Annotated in this window: 12 protein-coding genes; 1 reads left to right on the top strand and 11 read right to left on the bottom strand. The window is 47.5% G+C overall.

The window, feature by feature from the left end; all coding sequences use genetic code 11:
• Window positions 1-35: 35 nt before the first annotated feature.
• The 7 genes from B5X72_RS01630 to B5X72_RS01600 form a co-directional block, all read right to left on the bottom strand.
• Complete coding sequence (locus tag B5X72_RS01630; protein ID WP_079715053.1) at window positions 36-821, bottom strand: hypothetical protein; 786 nt, start codon at window positions 819-821, stop codon at window positions 36-38.
• Window positions 822-879: 58 nt separating this feature from the next.
• Entirely contained in the window at window positions 880-1,596 is a 717-nt protein-coding gene (gene pgl / locus B5X72_RS01625) for a 6-phosphogluconolactonase (protein WP_079715052.1), read from the bottom strand.
• Window positions 1,597-1,600: 4 nt separating this feature from the next.
• Window positions 1,601-3,103, bottom strand: a complete 1,503-nt coding sequence (gene zwf / locus B5X72_RS01620) for a glucose-6-phosphate dehydrogenase (protein ID WP_079715051.1) — start codon at window positions 3,101-3,103, stop codon at window positions 1,601-1,603.
• A 69-nt stretch (window positions 3,104-3,172) separates the two neighbouring features.
• Window positions 3,173-3,640 carry an RpiB/LacA/LacB family sugar-phosphate isomerase gene (locus B5X72_RS01615; RefSeq protein ID WP_079715050.1) on the bottom strand — a complete coding sequence of 156 codons (468 nt, stop codon included), beginning with the start codon at window positions 3,638-3,640 and terminating at the stop codon, window positions 3,173-3,175.
• Window positions 3,641-3,854: 214 nt separating this feature from the next.
• The gene (locus B5X72_RS01610) at window positions 3,855-5,123 is read right to left on the bottom strand and encodes a glycoside hydrolase family 99 protein (RefSeq protein ID WP_079715049.1); all 1,269 of its coding nucleotides are present in this window, start codon (window positions 5,121-5,123) and stop codon (window positions 3,855-3,857) included.
• Between the two features lie 5 nt (window positions 5,124-5,128).
• Window positions 5,129-6,370 carry a hypothetical protein gene (locus B5X72_RS01605; RefSeq protein ID WP_079715048.1) on the bottom strand — a complete coding sequence of 414 codons (1,242 nt, stop codon included), beginning with the start codon at window positions 6,368-6,370 and terminating at the stop codon, window positions 5,129-5,131.
• A 167-nt stretch (window positions 6,371-6,537) separates the two neighbouring features.
• Complete coding sequence (locus B5X72_RS01600; protein ID WP_079715383.1) at window positions 6,538-8,793, bottom strand: GH92 family glycosyl hydrolase; 2,256 nt, start codon at window positions 8,791-8,793, stop codon at window positions 6,538-6,540.
• 43 nt (window positions 8,794-8,836) lie between these two features.
• Between B5X72_RS01600 and B5X72_RS20710 the strand changes: the two genes are divergently transcribed.
• The gene (locus B5X72_RS20710) at window positions 8,837-8,980 is read left to right on the top strand and encodes a hypothetical protein (protein ID WP_176146054.1); all 144 of its coding nucleotides are present in this window, start codon (window positions 8,837-8,839) and stop codon (window positions 8,978-8,980) included.
• Between the two features lie 218 nt (window positions 8,981-9,198).
• Here the strand turns inward: B5X72_RS20710 and B5X72_RS20705 are convergent, their stop codons facing one another.
• The 4 genes from B5X72_RS20705 to B5X72_RS01575 form a co-directional block, all read right to left on the bottom strand.
• Window positions 9,199-10,491, bottom strand: coding sequence for a DUF5013 domain-containing protein (locus B5X72_RS20705; protein WP_176146053.1), 1,293 nt, complete (start codon window positions 10,489-10,491; stop codon window positions 9,199-9,201).
• Window positions 10,492-10,513: 22 nt separating this feature from the next.
• A complete protein-coding gene (locus B5X72_RS01585) occupies window positions 10,514-12,448 on the bottom strand; it encodes a RagB/SusD family nutrient uptake outer membrane protein (protein WP_079715046.1) in 1,935 nt (644 codons plus the stop codon).
• 12 nt (window positions 12,449-12,460) lie between these two features.
• A complete protein-coding gene (locus B5X72_RS01580) occupies window positions 12,461-15,595 on the bottom strand; it encodes a SusC/RagA family TonB-linked outer membrane protein (protein WP_079715045.1) in 3,135 nt (1,044 codons plus the stop codon).
• Window positions 15,596-16,013: 418 nt separating this feature from the next.
• Window positions 16,014-18,551 (bottom strand): galactose oxidase, encoded by a 2,538-nt coding sequence (locus B5X72_RS01575; RefSeq protein ID WP_139378480.1) that lies wholly within the window; start codon window positions 18,549-18,551, stop codon window positions 16,014-16,016.
• Window positions 18,552-18,590: the final 39 nt, after the last annotated feature.

Raw genomic sequence — 18,590 nt, 5'->3', positions numbered from 1 at the left:
GATAATCGGCCGCAAGGCGGAGGAACGCGGAAGTGTCAAATCGCGTAACTGGGACCTCCATCGCTCTCCTGCGCGCTTATCTGACCGGTCTTCACCAAGTGGTTCAGCCGGAATGCCACTACTCTTTTTAGTTTCGTGAGGCCATAGCTTGGTTCCAGCCCGTTGAGATAGTCTATCAACTCCGCCTTGGTACGACCATTTTTTTGTGCCAATGCAAATCGTATTTTTTCGTCGATGGTAGCTGTGGTGTCAAAAGCCGGTTCTGCGGCGGAAGCCTTTTTAGTCCTGCGCGATGGGCGCGTATCCTTTGCAGCATCTTTTGGCAATGAGGGTACCACCACGATCGGCGGCTCCGATACCGATTTGTTGGACTTGCCAGCGGCTTTTCTCTTGGCAACAGGCGCTACGGCCGTCGACACGGAATCAAGCGAAGCAGTTATCTTGCGTGAATCTGACGCGGGCTTGGCTGCCGTAGCCCTACCGCGACGTGCGCGGCGCCCTTCCGACTCGTCCTCCAGCGTTGCGGCAACCGTAGCAACAGTCTCGGGTGTCGCCGCCGATTTCGGGAGCTTAGCTCCCCGCTTAGTAGCCGCTGTTTTCACCTCGTCCACTTCATCAGCAGCTTTGGCCACCCGCTTCCGGATAGCCTTTTCCAGTTTCTTTTTCTTGCCTTTTTTCTTATCTTTTTTCCCGTTTGACTTGACGTCTTCACCGAAAAAAGTTAGTGCAGCCTCGATCTGACTCAGCTCTTCTTGCAAGAAATACTTGCGCTGCTGAAGATAAGCGAGGACTTCGCTTTCTGTAATTTTTGACTTTGCCATACTGCCTTTCTAATTGTTTTGCCAAAAGTATTCATTTTTAGCCAGATAACAAATCAGACTAAATACGCGCGGCAGCGGCTTCATCAACAAACCAAGTAATCCGCTCATCGGCGATATCCAAAAGTTGAGCGGGATATTGTTCGCTATTACGCACTCCCTTCAACACTTCATATAAGGCATCGGCTTTGTTGGCACCGTACGCAATGACGGCTACCCGGGCTGCACGATTGACCAGTGGCACCGTGAGTGTAATGCGGTACATATCTTGGGCATCGAGGTAATACCCGACGACCCATTTGTGTTGCTCGTGCAGCACATCCGTATGAGGAAACCACGAAGCGGTATGACCATCAGGCCCCATACCAAGGAGTATCAAATCAAACCGGCCTTCCGGATGTAGATGAAGCCTCAACGTTTGTTCGTATTCGCGGGCAAATTCCTCGGGCGATACGCCATCGGCCCACATGGGAAAAATATGTTCCTCCGGAATGGGGACGTGCGTCAGCAAGGTCTCAAATGCCATCCGTGCATTGCTTCTGTCGTCACTCAACGGCACCCAACGTTCGTCGCCCCAAAAGATATATACATGCTCCCATTGCACTTGGTCGCGATAAGGCACTGTGGCCAGCAATTGATATAAAGCGGCTGGCGAAGAGCCTCCCGTTAATGCTACCGTAAAATGCCCTCCGGCGGCGATGGCTTCGTTCGCCGTTTGGATGAACAGCTCGGCCGCCTCCCCGTTGAGCTGCTGCAAGTCATTGAATCTTTTGACCATGGTCTTATGTATGTAAGTTTAATGCCCAGACGTGTCCCTGTCTTGCAATCAGCGCTTCCGCGCTTTCGGGGCCCCAAGTTCCAGCTGCATAATTAGGGAAATCCAGCGAATCCCTGCTCTCCCACGCCTCCAATATCGGCGTAATCACATCCCATGCCTCTTCTACCTGATCCGACCGCATAAACAGGGTTGCATCGCCCCGCATTGCATCCAGCAACAACGTTTCATACGCCTCCGGCGTTTGTGTGGAGCATGTGTCATAGTTAAAGACCATCTCCGCAGGATTAAGGCTCATTTCCAACCCTTGTTTTTTTGCCGTGAAGCGCAGCCTGATATCCATCGCAGGCTGAATATTGATGGTCAATCGATTAGGCATCAGGTTGCCTGCCTGGCTCGGTGAAAAAGTAGAGTGAGGCACTGGCCTGAACTGAATGGTAATGGAAGACGTTTTTTCCTGCATCCGTTTTCCCGTACGCAGATAAATGGGCACACCCTGCCACCGCCAGTTGTCTATATATAGCTGGACGGCTGCATACGTCTCGGTATTGGAGTCTTGTTCGACGCCCACTTCCTCCCGATAACCGGGCACCTTCTTGCCGTTAATCCAGCCGGCACCATACTGCCCCCTTACGGCATATTTATGGACCTCCTCGGGCCGCAACCGCCGGATGGCGCGCATCACATCGACCTTGCGGTTGCGTATTTCCTCCGCTTGGAAGGATATGGGCGCTTCCATGGCAATCATGCACAGTACCTGCAAGAGGTGATTTTGAATCATATCCCGCAACGCCCCCGAATGCTCATAATAGTTGCCCCGATCTTCCACACCTACCTGCTCAGCGACTGTAATTTGAATATAGTCGATGTAATTGCGGTTCCACAGTGGCTCAAAAAGCGCATTTGCAAAACGGAAAGCCAGAATATTCTGAACAGTCTCCTTGCCAAGGTAGTGATCGATACGATAAATCTGTTCTTCTTGGAAGGTTTGGCTCAGCAGGTTATTAAGCGCTACGGCGGTTTCCTTGTTGTAGCCAAACGGCTTTTCAATAATGATGCGATCCGAAGCTGGTATATTCGCCAGTTCGAATTTACTGATATTCACGGTCGCGGCTTCGATAAACTGCGGGGCAATGGATAGGTAAAACAACCGATTGGCGCGTATCCCCCATGCTGCATCAAACGCGTCGAGTTTAGCAGCTAACCCCTGGTAGGCAGCTGGGTCGTTGATATTTGACTCAAAATACGAAATCGCAGCATTGAACTGTTGCCATTGCGCACCGTCGGGTTTCCCTTTCCGCGAAAATTCCACCAAACCTTCATGCAGATGGTCTTTGTAAGCCTCATCCGTGAGCTTCGTGCGACCCAGACCGATAATGGCAAACCGCTCGGGCATCCAGCCGTCTATATACAGGTTGTAGAATGCGGGGATTAACTTCCTTTTGGTAAGGTCGCCTGTACCACCAAAAATAACAATGATGGTTGGGGCTAATTTTCTACCTGATTTCATTCGAAATAATTATTGATTTTGTCTGTTTGTAACGGCATCAATGAACCTGCTATCCGCAGGCTGATTGTTTTATTGTTTCGTTCCCATCAATGCGTGTTTCTCCAGCGCAAGCACCTTCTGCAGTCGCCGTTCAAAGCGCTCACCGCCGTCATATTCTGCCTGCAGGAATGCGTTGGCCAGCTCCCAGATCAACATGGGGCCAATAACCCGCCCACCTACGCATAGCAAGTTCATATCATCGTGCTCCACACCCTGATGGGCAGAATACGTATCGGTAATCAAGGCCGCACGCACGCCCGGTATTTTGTTAGCCGCGATTGAGACACCCACCCCACTGCCGCATACGGCTATGCCCCGTTCCACTTCCTTATTTGCTACCGCACGCGCCAACGGGATAATGATGTCCGGATAGTCATCTGCCGGGTCATACGCTAACGCGCCGTAGTCCTGTACCTGATATCCTGCACCCATCAGTTCGGACATCAGTAGTTTTTTCTGTTCAAAACCGGCGTGATCCGCCGCTATGCCTACCTTCATTTCATTATGGATAGATTATACGAATTGTTTTGCCGATTCCAGTATTTGCAAAACAGCCGATGAAGATAGCCAAAAAAACTGTTTTTGATTTAAACTTATTGTCAATTTTTGAAAAGGCGCGATAGGCCGCAACACAGGAATGTTGGGCAATCGCTTGCTTTGAAGCCCATCGCCGAGGGCAAAATACAGGTAGCACCGCTCTTAGTCGCCTGGGCTATCGCCGACTTGGCCGCTCGCTGCTGAATCCTGTTTTTCCATGAAACCACGCCGCAGCCTGACCGGCAAGCCACAAGTAATGGTCAGTGGGCAAATCGTCTTCGATACCGACAAACCGGAGTCCTCCGTTCCCATTGAGCGGGGTATCCTTTTCATTGGCGCATTTGAAAATGGCTGTTCCTTCGTCGATCTCATCAAACATGGCAATGTACAATGACTTCGCCCCAGCCCGTTTGATTGCCGCAACCTGTTGCCAGAAAAAGTCGCCTTTCAAGCGTGGAATCTGGTGGTATATGCTGGGGTTGTGGTGCATATTGCCCCAACTGAATCCAGCAAAGACCAATGGCACGTAGTCAACGCCATTGGCAGCACACCAGGCGATATCGCTTGCAACTACCGCAGGCTGAAATGCCCTGCTATCATACCGTCCTACCGCCCATGGCATGACGATGTCTGCTTTTTTGATGAGCTCATGCAAAGCAGCCGAGGGTTCGGTATCATTGCCCAGCGTGCTCCAATAGTAGGGTACCCCAAGCATGATAGCGACGTTATGCTCCGCAGTACTTAGCCGATCAACCAACCGGTCGACATCTGCAATGGTGTAACGCCGCCGATCATTGAACCCGACACCCCAGATGGTCAACATGGGCTTGCCCCTATGCCATAAGTAGGTCGGGTTGACCGCTGGATCGGTCAATTTGAAGGTTTGCTCAAGCTCTCTCCAATCCGTCTCAACCAGTGCGATATCTTCACTGCGGCATCCGCTCAGATCATACATGACGCTGATAGCCCTGCCATATTTTTTTGCAGCCTTGAGTGCATTTTCAAGCACTTTGTTGAAATGCCTTTTCCCGGATGGATTTTTGATTTCACTCACGAAGCGTTGCATGTGCACCCCATCGATGCCGTATTCCTTCATCCATTTGAAGTGCAGATCCACGCTTTCTTCATCGTAAGGACTATATAGGTAAGCATCGGAGCCATCGGCAAACTTAAAGGGCGACTTATAAGTCTTGGTATATTCGCGGATATCCGGCCAAAAATCCACATTGGTATTCCCCGGTTCGAAAACGCCCCCGCTACCCCGATAATGATACCAGCCCCGATTGGAGCTATCGCCTTCGGCTGCAAACCATCCTTGGTAGCCAGCCATTACGAGTCCGGTGTAGGATGAGTAGATCGGCTTTGCAATGTCGCCTGCCATGGCTGGCAAGCTTTTCAACACAACGACAAGTACCGTCATGTAGACAATATATCCCTTCTTCATGATAGCTATTGTTTAGGCTGGATAATTCGATTATATAACGCTTCACCATGATCTACGCACGCAACCGCCTGTATGACAGCATTCGGATTGTCTATGGTCAGCGGATCTGCTGCTGTATAATTCCGCATCCGGCATCCGAAAAGTGAAACAGTAAGCCGTTTATCCCCTTTTACCCAAAGGAAGTCATAAGATCTCTCAAGATTGGTAAGCGCTCCATTGTCCCCCGAAAAGGCCTCCACGTTTGAAATAGCCGTATGGCCTTGTCCATCAATGATAATCGGACGGGTCTCTTCCAACGTATTTCCGGCATTGGCGATAATGGAGCCTTGCGCGATCTGCCAATTCCGGTTTTTGGCGTTCGAACCTTCTTTATAAATACCCACGGCAACACAATCTAAATTGAAGTTGGTCAATTGACCATAACTTTCGCTACCGAGATGGATACCACCCCACGTGGCGAATGTAAAGACATCCATTAATTGCGCATTATCGGTGTGGTTTACGCTATAGGCAAATGTTTTGCGATTCACAACCGAATCAATGATTGCTTTTGAAAAACGATATCCAATTTCACGCATGATGGCCGGATTGACATGGCAATGAAGAAAACGCGGGATATCGTAGCAGTAGTCGATACGAATAAATTCGCCACTCAACGGATAGCCATAGCAATGCTCGATGAGGATCAATTCACACTTAAATTTGGGGTCGGCATCGAAGTCCATGGCAATGTATTCGCCGTAGAATGTCAAGTCGGACAATTTCACCCCCTGCGTAAATGCTGCCTTATTCAACTGAATCGTCGGCGGGTAAGGAATGACCTTAGTCGGGTCTTCCAGCTCCTGCTTCGAATACCAAAATTGGATCCCCTCAATACGAGTGCCGGATTCGACCACGATAAAAGGTTTGCTATCGTCGGTAATATTGAAGACGCTGCCTACCGGGCGCTTGGCATCAGGGTGTCGGGTACCTCGGGGTGTAGGTCCATTGGCGCCTATCAGCGAGACATTTCTTTTCAATATAATACCGCCGTCGATGGGATAAGGAACCTCCACCGGCTCAATATACAGCGCGGCACCGCTGCTGGTTGCCCAATCAATCGCTTTCTGTAGGTTTTTTGCATTTACAGAAGCATCATTGGTGGGCAATACGCCAAACGCTTGGATACTTCTTAGCTGTGCGTACGCGGTTGGCAACATCGCCACCGTCAGTGCAAGCATTACGAATACGGAACGTGTGTGTTTCATGGATCTGATAGTTAATTAATTGATGTTTTTCCAGATATTTTAATCGTGTTTTCCTGACTTCTGCTGTTGGGCAATCCGGCCCTTGTGTATTCGCCAGGGATCGGTTTGTTTCGGCTCCGGTGATGATGCGGCTTTCCGGCATGACCTGCTCATCATCCTTATTTTTGTTATCCCTTCGGTGCCCTGACGCCCCACGATTTATTAGCTTTCTCGCCCATCTCCAATTCCAACACCCCTCCATTGACCAGGTCTTCATGCGATAACCAAGGTACGTCTAACACCTTTCCATTCAGTTTGGCGCTTTGGATGTATTTGTTCGCGTGGGAGGTGTTCCGGGCAATCACTTCAAATATTTTTCCATTGGGAAGATTAACCCGGGCCCGCTCAAATACCGGGCTTCCAATGGAGTACATTGGGGTTCCCGGCGTAACCGGATAGAACCCTAATTTCGAGAACACGACAAAAGCCGACATCCCACCGCCATCTTCGTCTCCGGGCACCCCCATGAGGTCGTTGCGAAACCATTGCTTAAGCAGCGCACGGATACGCTTCTGCGTTTTCCATGGCTGGCCGCCATAATTATACAGGTATGGAATATGGAGCGATGGCTCATTGGCCATGGAGAACTGACCTACGTTACCTGTATGATCAGGCAACTGGGCATAAAAATCGAATTTTGACCTACCCAATGGGCGGTTAAACATATCGTCCAGATTATTTACAAACACCTCATTGCCACCCATTAGCTGAATGAGATCAGGAATATTATGTTGTACATCCCATCGATAAATCCACGCATTGTTTTCTCCATAGTATTCACGCGCACCTAATCCTCCCGAAAACACGTAGTCAAATGGCTCGATAAATTTCCCATTGACATCTTTTGGGTGGAAAAAATGGGTCTCAGGATGAAACAAGTTCCGATAGTTAAACGATTGCTTAAGAAAAAACTCATGATCTTCATTTTTCCCAAGTGCCTTTGCAAGTTGTGCCAGACACCAGGTGTCATAGGATGTACCCAACGTCACGGCGACCGGTTGCCTCCGTTCGAATCCATTGACTTCGGGAATAGTTTCCTGTTCTCCTTCCCTTAACGCCGGGATGTATCCATGCGTTTTAAAAAAGGCATCAAGCTCTCCCGCAGGCGCACCAGACCACGGTGCCAGTGTTTTTTCGGTGATGGCACCCTTTGCCGCTTCATAAGCCTTTTCCAAATCGAATCCCCCCAACCCTTTTACATAAGCGTCGAGTAATGTAGCTACACCATGGTTGGAATTCATCCTGCGGCTATCGCCGTTGATTTCGGGAAATGTAGGCAGCCAAAAATGTTCCATCTGTTCAGCCATTGTCACGAAGGAGTGTAGTATATGCTCTTCCTTTTTTGGATCGATCAACACATTCAACGGGTGGTGTGCCCGATAGGCGTCCCAAATCCAGTCATCGGTGTAGAACGGTATCCCGTTGTCATCATGCACCTGTCCGTCGAACGCACTGAAATACCGACCGTCTTCCGATATCTTCACCGGTCGTTCGAACGTTCGATACAGTGACGTGTAAAAGACCACTTTATCCTCTTCATTTCTGCCAGACACCTCAATTTTGCCGAGCGCGTCATTCCATGCTTTTCTGCCGGCCTCCTGCAATGCAGCTAAGTCATAGCCTTTGATTTCCCGCAACACATTTTCCCGGGCTTGTTCCGTATCAATGAACGAAATGCCATACTTCATGCGTAATTGCTTCGTGCTTGTCCCAAAGCCGAGCACCAAACAGGCATTCGTTCCTTCGGCTACCGTCCCGTCTTCCAGTTTTCCATCACGTAGGACAGCAGCATGGCTGGGCGTAACCTCCGGCTCCAGGTAAATATATACATTCGTATGATTGCCAATATCTTGATAACCAGACAGTGCCCGTCCGTCCCATTTTAGCGTTCCATTTCTTGAGTTAATGGATAAAAATAGCGGTTTATCTTGTTCGAAATCCAACTGGTACAATGCAGACTGATGGGACGGCGCAAAGGAGACCGCTATTTGCTGTTCATCCAAATAAACGGAATAAGCATAAGGCTTGATTTCTTCGTTATCATAGCTATAAGAAACGATGGGCTCCAATTCACCCCCTTCCGCGTGAAAGGGACTTAGATTGAAAGCCGAATTGCCCCGATGGCTCGTCACGATAAGAGGAAGCCCCCGTAGTCGATCTCCGGTATAATCGCCACGCTCAGGATAAACGCGCAAAAAACTATTCGGTAAATGAATAGTAGGATAGGTAGGTACCAACAGGTGACTGATATTGCCCATATAGGGGTTTACATAGTCTACGGGCTGTCTGCCGTGGCCCGCGTCTTCTGGGTTGCATGCAGTCACTGAAAAAAGTAAACAGCTTAGTAGGATAAGGCTGAAAAATCTGATGTGTTGAACGTTCATGATAATTGAAGAATATTCGAGTATATGATAATTTGAATTGCTTATGGATTGGGTACGATTGGTCATCATTCTCAGCACTCGTACGGACCATTGCCATGATGGCCTCCGGCATAGCACCTTCTACCCCGTAAGGGCTGAACCGTTGCAAAACCACGGTATGGATTCGGTGATCACGACGGCCACATAGCTGTGTATACTGATCATGCTCTTTATCTCGCTTTCGTGCTGGTTTGTTTTATTTCTGAATAGTGCCATCCGCATTAAATTAGCTCCGTAATGGAGCCGCGCCCCGTATATCTTGCCGCGGGGATCGGTTGTTTTCATGCTACATTGGTTCTTCGTCTTTCATGATTTTCATTAAAAAAGGTTGTCCACCACGGCGGTGCTGGACAACCAAAAATACCGTTAATCTATCTTTTCAAGTTTAATCCAAGAAGGCCTTACGTTTTGTTCTGTTCCGGTGAAGTTAACCACGAAACCGGCAGATACGGTTGTCGGCGCCGCCAATGAAAATTCGACACTAACATTTCCGGCGTTATCGACACCTGTAAAATTAGCCGATGCCAGTGCTGACGATATGTCTTCCACATCAGGAAGGGTTTCTCCGACAGCTACGGCAAGATATCGCGGATCGCTACCTTGATTACTGATAATGGGATTGTCGCCGGCAAAACTCAACGTAAACCTAAACTGGCCAGCGGGAAGATCGAGGGTTTGATAAAGTTTACCATTTTCGATAGGCGCTTCTCCTTCCCCCCACCGTTCAAAACCCAAACTTTGCTTGTCGTTGTCGGCGCCTTCCCAGCCACCGTCATATCCCCCCATGCCACCGCGCGTACGCATCGCTTCGTTGGTAATCCAGCCACCTGCCAAATTACCCCACCGATTACCATCCCAGTCAGCACGGCTAAATGGCCATTGTGCGTTGGAGAGGTAATTATCAGGAACTTCATCTGGATTATTCTGTGCATCAGCAGGGACTTCCACTTTAATAATCTCCGTGTAATTATATTTCCGGTTAGCATCGTTTACATTAGCCCCCAATCTAACGTAGTACGTATAACCTGCTTTGACAGGAAGCGGGCCAATCGTATATACATCGCTCGTCTCAGCATCACCCACTTCTTCCTCCCAGGATTTGTTAATCTGTCTTCTTTGATTATTATATTCAGGGATATCGATAAAATTGGTTGCGCCACTGAACGTCGTGAGGCTTAAGAAAGGCTTGATTTCAACGAGGTTTGGCAGGTCGACGCGAATAGGCGCATTAAGGCGACACTTCATTACCAAGTTCAAACCATTCAGCGAAACTTCGAAGTCAGTCAATCGCAAATAAGGCGTAACGGTGAAATGCTGTTCCGTATTTCCGTTCAAAACCACGCCTTTTACAGTATCAACAGGCCAGAAAGGGCCTCCATAAGGAAGCATATCATAGGTTCCGGCAAATAATTTACTGTTGTTATACGAACCATCCTGTTTTACAGACAACGATTGGGGGTTAGGAGTTGACGCTGTCCATGTCCTTTCCCATATACGAATCCCCCAGTCACCCTGCGATGAAAGTAAATTCTCTCCGGTATACGAATCGATTACGCGCCCATGAACCCGTACATCCGGTGCATCCCAGTTGTCTGTCTTCAAACAAGAAGTAACCGACATCAAGGTCACCCCTAAAAGTATATATCTTATCTTCTTCATGATATTAGCATCAATAGGTTAGTTAATAAAGTGGGTTCTGTGGCAGCAAATTACCGTTCTTGCCAATTTCGCCCCATGGAATCGGTTCGTAATAACATTGCTTGGAGGCTGTCCAGCTCCTGTTATAGCGATTATCTTCATCCAGGTAAATATATTTTCCTTCATCGGCGACATAATAACAGCTCAACACGCGGTGACGGAATTGGTTGAGCACCTGATCAGCAGTTCGCCAACGGCGGAGATCCCACCACCAGTGATTTTCGCCATAAAGTTCACGTGCGCGCTCATCGCGAATGAACTGCAATGACTTTTCAACCGCATAAGGATAATTGGCATTATTGATGGTACCTCTATTTGTTGTTATCACATCAATTGCCGGGCGGACGAGCTGGGCACCTGCACGGTCACGAATTTTTTCAATGTAATCGAACGCTTCATCCCTGTTACCCAATTCGTAAAGCGCCTCCGCTGTATTTAGATAAATTTCGCCTAAACGGAAAACCACCCAATGCTGGTCGCTGCGGTACTCGCGAACGTCGCTTGTAGCCATGTCAGGGTTGATGTATTTGCGAACAAACGCGGCTCCCCAACCGTTGTTTTCACCCCCCTGGTCATCGAAATGCCCATGCGCTCCGGTAATGTTATATGTTGCGCCATTAATCTCGGTAGTCCAGCCTCGTCCACCTAAAATACGGTTGCCACCACTGTTGATTGGCGCGCCGTTGCTCCCCCCTTGTGCATCTGCTGCCAGTCCGTTATAGCTTCGGTAGATACCCTTTTGGATGCTGAACGTTTTTCCGCGTAATTCATCGCCATCAAAATACATTGTACCCCTCATGCGCGGCTCCATTCCATTACGGATATCGCCACGGCTGTCAAAACGAATCGGAGTGCCGTCAGGATTGGTGTATGCCGGCATTTCATACAATTCCATAAAGTCAAGCGGCGGATAGCTTTCTGCACCTACAAATGATGACATATCGGGTTGTGGAGACATAAGCGCATCGTAGCTATGACGCAAACGATTGTTTCCTGGACTTGTCATATCATAGTCTTTTATGAAAATTGATTCAGAGGACGCCGGATCCAGAAATAGATTGGCAAAGTTGGTGGCTTTGTCCGGATAACCCCGGGTATACAACGAATAAGGGCCAGCTTCTACCACTTTTCCAGCATCTACGCAATACTGAAAGAATTCATTGGCCTGAGCGGGATCCATACCGGCCAGACCGGCTTGCGTCGCAGCTTCACTTTCGAATCCAAGGTATTGTGAATATTTTGCGATTGAGCCCGCATAAAGCATCGTACGGGAGAGCAAGGCCGCGGCCACATATTTGTTTGCACGACCTGACTCGCTGCTTTCGGTCATGTTGTCGACCGCATACTTCAAATCTTCATAAATAAATTTCCAAGTGTCATATTCCGTGCTACGTGATACGTTCAACGTCTCAGCGCCAGCAAGTGGATTTTGCACTTCTTTTATAATCGGAATACCGCCATAACGTTTGGCCAAACCAAAATAGAAGAATGCACGTAAAAAATGCGCTTCCCCCATTAACTTATTGAAATCGGCATCGGTATAGTTGTCCCTATACGTTGGAAAGTTTTCGATAAACGTGTTGACGTCACGAATGCGGTCATAGGGCCAATAGGCAAATCCATCATTGTCTACACCTACCCAAGTATTGAAAAATTCGCCACTCATATTACCCTGACTAAATTTCCCAGCTTCCCAGTAATTATTGGGGCGGTAGGCATTATCAGAATTTGTTCCATAATACAGAAAATCTTCAATGGGTAGATAATTATAGATACCTGCGAAGTACTTCTTCACTCCATATTCGTTTCCGAAAAGCTCAGGCTCACCCAAGATACCTTTTGGTTCCAGGTTCAGATCCTGACAAGAGAAAAGAAGTCCTCCCAAAAGTGTAATGTATGTTAAAAATGTCTTCTTCATCGTTGTAGTTTTTTAGAATCTAACGCTTGCCCCAATCGTAAAGGTCCGGTTTACCGGATAATTATAGAAGTCGATGCTACTTGTCGAAGCGCCGCCGGATGCACCCGGGCGTTCCGGATCGACATTTTGGAGACCGGTAAACGTCAGCAGGTTATAGCCACTCACGTAAGCTCTCAAATTCTTCACGCCTATTCTTGATAGCAATTTATCCGGGAATGTATATCCTATTTCAGCAGTTTTCAAACGCATGTAGGATGCATTTTGAATACCATTCGTTCCCGTACGTCGGCCATCACGACCGGTGACCGGATAATACCCGGGAATCCATTCAGTATCCGGATGAAAATAATCCGCGTTGGGGTCAGCAGGACGCCACCGGTCCATGAACCAGCTCAATGTATTTTGTCCGCCGAATGGTAAGGCTTCAGTAAGCACCTCCGCATATTGTACGTAAACACCATTTGCTCCTTGAAAGTCCAATGCGATATCAATGCCTTTCCACGAAGCGCCCAATGAAATACCGTAATTAAAAACGGGAAGTCCGTACGTGGCAATGGGATGTTCATCGTTACCATCAATTACACCGTCTTCGTTCCAGTCAACCAACCACCAGTCGCCGGGCAACGCATTCTGTCCCATCGGACGTTCGAAATTACGGATGTCTTCAATATTGGTAAACATTCCGCCCGATTCCTGCCCCCACCAGATATTGGTGTATCGGCCGCTGGTGCGGTTTCTCCAATAATCATATGAATTACCTGCTGGCGTCTCAAGCCAATCCGTCCGCATATGTTTGGTAGCGGAAACCTGTCCCCTGACGTAGTACGAAAGATCGCTGAACCGGTTTCGGTAATCCAGTGACACTTCATAACCGAAGTTACGGTCGCTGTTCAGATTTTCCTGTGGCAAGCTTGCGCCCACCGTGCCAGGAATTACAGCAGCACTAGTCGCCAATAGGCCTGAACGATCACGCCTAAACACGTCAATCGTACCGTTCAACTTGTTTTGCAGCAATCCGAAATCTAAACCAAGGTTATAGGATTTAATGCGATACCAGGTTAAATCGGGGTTTGGAATACTGGACGGTGAGACACCACCAGTCAACGTACCATCGTAAAACCATCCGATTTCATTGCCATTCAAGTTATAACCCGTTCTTGGCGGGTAGTTACCTGCCGAACTGTCATCGCCCATCTCACCGTAGGAGCCTCTTAACTTAAACTCGCTAAGAAATGCCAAATTATCTTTTATGAAGTTCTCTTCGCTGATACGCCACGCTGCGGAAACACTTGGAAAAAAACCATAACGACTTCCTTCTGGGAAACGGGATGAGCCATCGTAACGGAATTTGAACGCAAACATGTACTTTCCTGCATAGTTATAATCCAGCTGGCCTATCAATGATTTACTGGCCCGGTCGCCTATATCTCCACCAACAGCACGCTGATTTTTATCTTCTCCCGCAAATAGATATTCCGAATCAACCATTAGCTCGCGATACGCGCTGAAGCTATCCCAACTGTTGTACATTTCTTCATAAATCAGGAAGTTATTGAAGTTGTGGGCACCAAACGATCGATTATAGAACAACCCCAACTGCATGTCCGTATCAAAGTTGAAATTTGCGCCTCTTGTCACGTCTGAAGGGGTATTTCGCTGGATAGGCGCATACGTATCATCATCCGGATTGTAACGGAACAAGGTGTAAGCACGTTTGTAATTTTTATAATCAGGTAGTCCGGCCGTGTAGTCGTATAATCCCTTTGCAGACAGCCCTTCTACACCTGGGATATCATACTGCAGCGTTAACGTTCCGTTGAATCGGCGATTTCGGTTTAAATTATACCCCACATAATCGGCATCAGTCTGAACAATCATGTTAGCGCCTTCATTCAGGTACTGTGAATCGCCGTTGGGATAAGCCGGGTTATCGTTCGCATAAAAAGCTGCATCGGGCCGAGCCAACCAAGATAGCTTGTACGTTGACCAACCTGTGCCGTTCGGTTGCGTGGTATTATCCATAATCCCGCCCAACGAAACCCTTGCAGTCAGTCTTTTGGTAATCTGGGCATCCACATTGGCGCGCATATTCCAGCGTTCTGAATGATAATCGCCGCTTTTGTACGAGCCTTCCTGTTTTAAATACCCTAAAGTGAAGTAATAACGCAATTTCTCACTACCCCCATTCACGCTGAGGTTGTTTTCAAATTGGGGTGTAGTTTTTCGGAATACCTGATCCATCCAGTTGTATGACTGTTTGGTACCATCAAGGTAGGGCTGAAAAGCTTCTTCTGCAAACATCGGATTTTGACGAACCAAATAGTTTTTACCGAAATCCTGCCAATTTTGCTCATTCCTCAACGTCATGTAATCGATCGCATTTACACTTTCAGGAACATAAAGAAACTGCTGCATGGTACTGCTGGTCGTGAAATTTATATCTACTTTTCCATCTTGTGCCGTGCCGCTTTTGGTGGTTACAAGAACAACCCCATTGGCAGCGCGCAAACCATAGATAGCCGCTGTACCGTCTTTTAGTACCGAGACGCTTTCTATTTCTTCCGCGCTCATGCGCGCGAAGTAATCTCTATCTCTGGGAATCCCATCGATTACAAACAACGGATCACCCATCCCACGAATGTCAATTTGAGTATCGTATGCACCTGGTGCGCTACTGCGCTGAACCACACGTATCCCTGGAACTTTCCCCGTAAGCATGTTGAGCACGTTTTCGTTTTTTGTACGAATCATATCATCGCCACTAATCGTAGACACCGCGCCGGTCAGCGTTGCCTTTTTCTGGCTGGTATACCCAACCACAACCACCTCGTCCAGTTGCCCTTCGTCATTTTCCAATTGAACGTCTATGGCAGTTCTGTTGTCAATCTCTTCGGTAAGCGTCATTCTACCGACATATTGAAAGACAAGCGTCGTTGTTTCAGCAGACACTTCGATACGATAAGCGCCTTGGTCATCCGTTGATGTGGCGCGTTCGCGTCCGGCGGCCGTATTGGCTGTAACGCTCACACCAGCCAGTGCTTCGCCGGTTTGCGCATCGGTAACCCGGCCGTGTATGGTCCGTGTTTGCGCAAGCCCATGCATAGCAGCAAGCATGATAAATAAAAATAGGTATGTTATTTTTTTCATCCCAAAATAGATAATTGGTTAAATAATTGCTGATTAGGTAGTACCTGGACACCGACATCCATGTCGGCAATTATCCGGCAAAGTCTTACATCGTCAATAGTGACCTATGTCGGAGGTGGATCATTGTTGGTTAGTTTCATTGCTTTGGTTTTACATTCAGATCATTGGGCACTTGGCTAAGCCAACTGATTTAATTGGTCATTCAAATTCATTTCAAGATTAATCCCGAAGGCATAATAAAGCATTAACAAAGCATTAACAGACCCATATAAACGGCTACCACAAACACAAAAAACTCATTATCAGCACCATAAACACCAATTCATTTTTGCATTAATATGCCATTAAATCTTTCCGGATTTATGCTGGGCTATTGCACCAGCAGACTGCGATAGGTTTTCGCAATCAACGCAACAATTTACTGCAGCTGGGAAAGTACCATCCTGTAGTCCTTGCCGAACTCTTCACCATAGATCTGGCGGTATTCGTTGCAGAAGTTTTCAAATGTCTGGGTAGCCAATGAGTGATTGCCCATACACGCCAGTGCCTTGCATTTGATGGTCATTGCCTCTTCGTGGACGGGATCAAAATAGAAAATATAGTTGGCAAGCTCGACCATAAACTCTGGGTCTTCTGAAACTTGTACACGTTCGGCGAACCGCATGTACGTATTTATCACTTGAATGGAGACTTCCGCCTTAAATGAGTCCAGCCATTCGTAATCCGTTTCGGAAAGGAAACCACCCCGCTGGACAATAACCGACAGCTCCTTGACACGTTCCTTATCCAATTTGCTTTTGCTGGTTACGATAGCCAAATAATCTTTGTAGTCGATGTAAATGTCATCATCGGCATCGAATCGCCAATACCCCGTCTCTTTAGAGATTTTCGCACGCCCCATACGTTCTAGTACGGCATTGATTTTGGCAATGTTGACCGATCGGTTGTTCCGGGCACTTTCGGCCGATTTATCAAACCAAAATTGTTCGGTCAATTTTTCAGAACTAATACCCCGCCCCCAACGAATAGTGTGCAATAAGACCACCAAAAACAGCTCTTTGATAAGCGGCGTGAAATTACGCGTAATATCGGTCCCTTCAGTATCAAACAATTGCAAATCGCCTCCAAAAAGGAAAATACTGTTTTCATACCGTTGTCTTTCCAGGGGTGTGGATAGGCGCAGCTGTTCTTCAAAAGGTCGATCAACTGTCGATTTAGAACCGACAGGAGGAGTCTTCTTCTTGCGCCTCAGCAGGTATATACCAGCTAGCGTCAATAGGCCAAGTCCAAGTCCAAGTCCAAGATAGGCGATATTTTGGGAAAACCAATCTTTTTGCGAACCATCCTTCGCCATAATATGAGGAAGCGGCGGACTGTATAAGGAATAGATTTTAGCTGTGGTAAGGTCTTTTTCATCATGGTATAATGTTACTGCCGCAAACCGCTTACTATCCGGACAATAATACAAATCTGAGAATGAGCGAATATCGTGGAATAGATAGGGTATCGCTCCCCCGAGTTTCTTTAATTTCGGCTTAGCCAATGAGCCCGCAACCAATTGCAGATTTGCATTGTATTGGTGCTTAGGAAACATCAGTCCATAATATTGATTGGTAGCTTCGTCGATCACCAACGAATTAGCCCACACAAAATCATCCTCCCCGGGTTCGAGTTCGTATTTTTTTGTGAGTGTCCGGTTTTCAGCATCAAAAAAAAGTAGGTCATACAAGTTGCGGGGATTGAGCATTTGTTGGCCAGAGACACTTCCATAGCCGCCGAGGATGTACGCCCCATCTGAAGTGGCTCCCAAGGCCGCGAGATACCGTGGAATCAACGGATCGCCTGTCGGTTCGATACGGTGCCATGTCCCCCTCAAACTGAATTGATGGATTTCATTTTTGAATAGAAAATGTCCATATCCCCCAACAAAATACAAGCTGCTGTCTATCGCCGAATAAAACTTATTGAAATGAAGGTAGCTCGTCCCTACTCCGGGGTAGTTGAAATTTTCCGACCAACGCAGTGAAGCGAAATCAAACACCGAAACCGTACGCTGATCAATACATATATTCAACAGTCTGTTGTGTACCGTATCAAAAAAAGACTGATTACCATTAATCAACAACAAGGGTCCTGAGGCATATTTGAAAACACTACGCTGCCCGGTCGGCACATGGATTTGCAGCAAGGAATCCCTGCCAACAATGAATACATTTTCAGTTCGGGGATCAAAGGCCGCACTTGCCTGTCCACCCACTTTAACATCCTGGAGCAGCCCCCATTCGTGGTGCAACCGTCTAATCCATTGCGGATTTCTGACTATTGCGGTCATACCCTTCACGACATCTTTAATCTCGGTACCCTCTTCTTCATCCAACGGCCAATGATGGGTAAGACGATCGCCCTGGCAGACTTGAACATCCCGGATTTTCATGGCTGGCACGTCAGTGGTCTTAAACTCCTTATAGTTGTTGTATCCAAATAGTATTTTTAGGCAACCACGTGCCTCAATTGCCAGCTGTTCGCTGAACACTTTGCCGCCACAGGTCAGTGTGAGTTGTTTCGAAACCGCGTCTAACTTGACCGTTATTGGCACCCATTTGTTGAACAATGTGTTAGAGTCGATATTAAATGCGATGTTGGAGAATTTCTCGCCCCTTACGATTTTAAAATGTTTCTCTACGTTGTCAAGCCGATCATATAACAAATCGATATTCGTCTGATCATTGACGATGATTCGTACGACATAACCGAAGTAATCTGAGCGGTTTGGCACGAAGGAGAGGTCAAATGACAATTCGACATCATCTTCGAAGCAGATTTGCCCTCCGTCACTTAGGTCCAGTCCCGTCCGTTGATCCAGTACGGTCTCATGGCTCGCAAAACCTAATCCATATTGCGCATTGAGACGCAGCGGGAATATACCTGTACACCCCACAACGCACCACAAAATCATATGAAGAGTCCACGATCTCAACGCCTATTATAGATTTAT

Origin of the sequence: Parapedobacter luteus, assembly GCF_900168055.1 — a bacterium.
GTDB classification, from domain to species: domain Bacteria; phylum Bacteroidota; class Bacteroidia; order Sphingobacteriales; family Sphingobacteriaceae; genus Parapedobacter; species Parapedobacter luteus.
This window is presented reverse-complemented; position numbering and strand designations above follow the sequence as displayed.

What these genes read in the sequence shown, in the direction of transcription:
- B5X72_RS01630 (WP_079715053.1), bottom strand. Translation starts at nt 821, where the DNA reads ATGGCAAAGTCAAAAATTACAGAAAGCGAAGTCCTCGCTTATCTTCAG.
- pgl (WP_079715052.1), bottom strand. Translation starts at nt 1,596, where the DNA reads ATGGTCAAAAGATTCAATGACTTGCAGCAGCTCAACGGGGAGGCGGCC.
- zwf (WP_079715051.1), bottom strand. Translation starts at nt 3,103, where the DNA reads ATGAAATCAGGTAGAAAATTAGCCCCAACCATCATTGTTATTTTTGGT.
- B5X72_RS01615 (WP_079715050.1), bottom strand. Translation starts at nt 3,640, where the DNA reads ATGAAGGTAGGCATAGCGGCGGATCACGCCGGTTTTGAACAGAAAAAA.
- B5X72_RS01610 (WP_079715049.1), bottom strand. Translation starts at nt 5,123, where the DNA reads ATGAAGAAGGGATATATTGTCTACATGACGGTACTTGTCGTTGTGTTG.
- B5X72_RS01605 (WP_079715048.1), bottom strand. Translation starts at nt 6,370, where the DNA reads ATGAAACACACACGTTCCGTATTCGTAATGCTTGCACTGACGGTGGCG.
- B5X72_RS01600 (WP_079715383.1), bottom strand. Translation starts at nt 8,793, where the DNA reads ATGAACGTTCAACACATCAGATTTTTCAGCCTTATCCTACTAAGCTGT.
- B5X72_RS20710 (WP_176146054.1), top strand. Translation starts at nt 8,837, where the DNA reads ATGGATTGGGTACGATTGGTCATCATTCTCAGCACTCGTACGGACCAT.
- B5X72_RS20705 (WP_176146053.1), bottom strand. Translation starts at nt 10,491, where the DNA reads ATGAAGAAGATAAGATATATACTTTTAGGGGTGACCTTGATGTCGGTT.
- B5X72_RS01585 (WP_079715046.1), bottom strand. Translation starts at nt 12,448, where the DNA reads ATGAAGAAGACATTTTTAACATACATTACACTTTTGGGAGGACTTCTT.
- B5X72_RS01580 (WP_079715045.1), bottom strand. Translation starts at nt 15,595, where the DNA reads ATGAAAAAAATAACATACCTATTTTTATTTATCATGCTTGCTGCTATG.
- B5X72_RS01575 (WP_139378480.1), bottom strand. Translation starts at nt 18,551, where the DNA reads ATGATTTTGTGGTGCGTTGTGGGGTGTACAGGTATATTCCCGCTGCGT.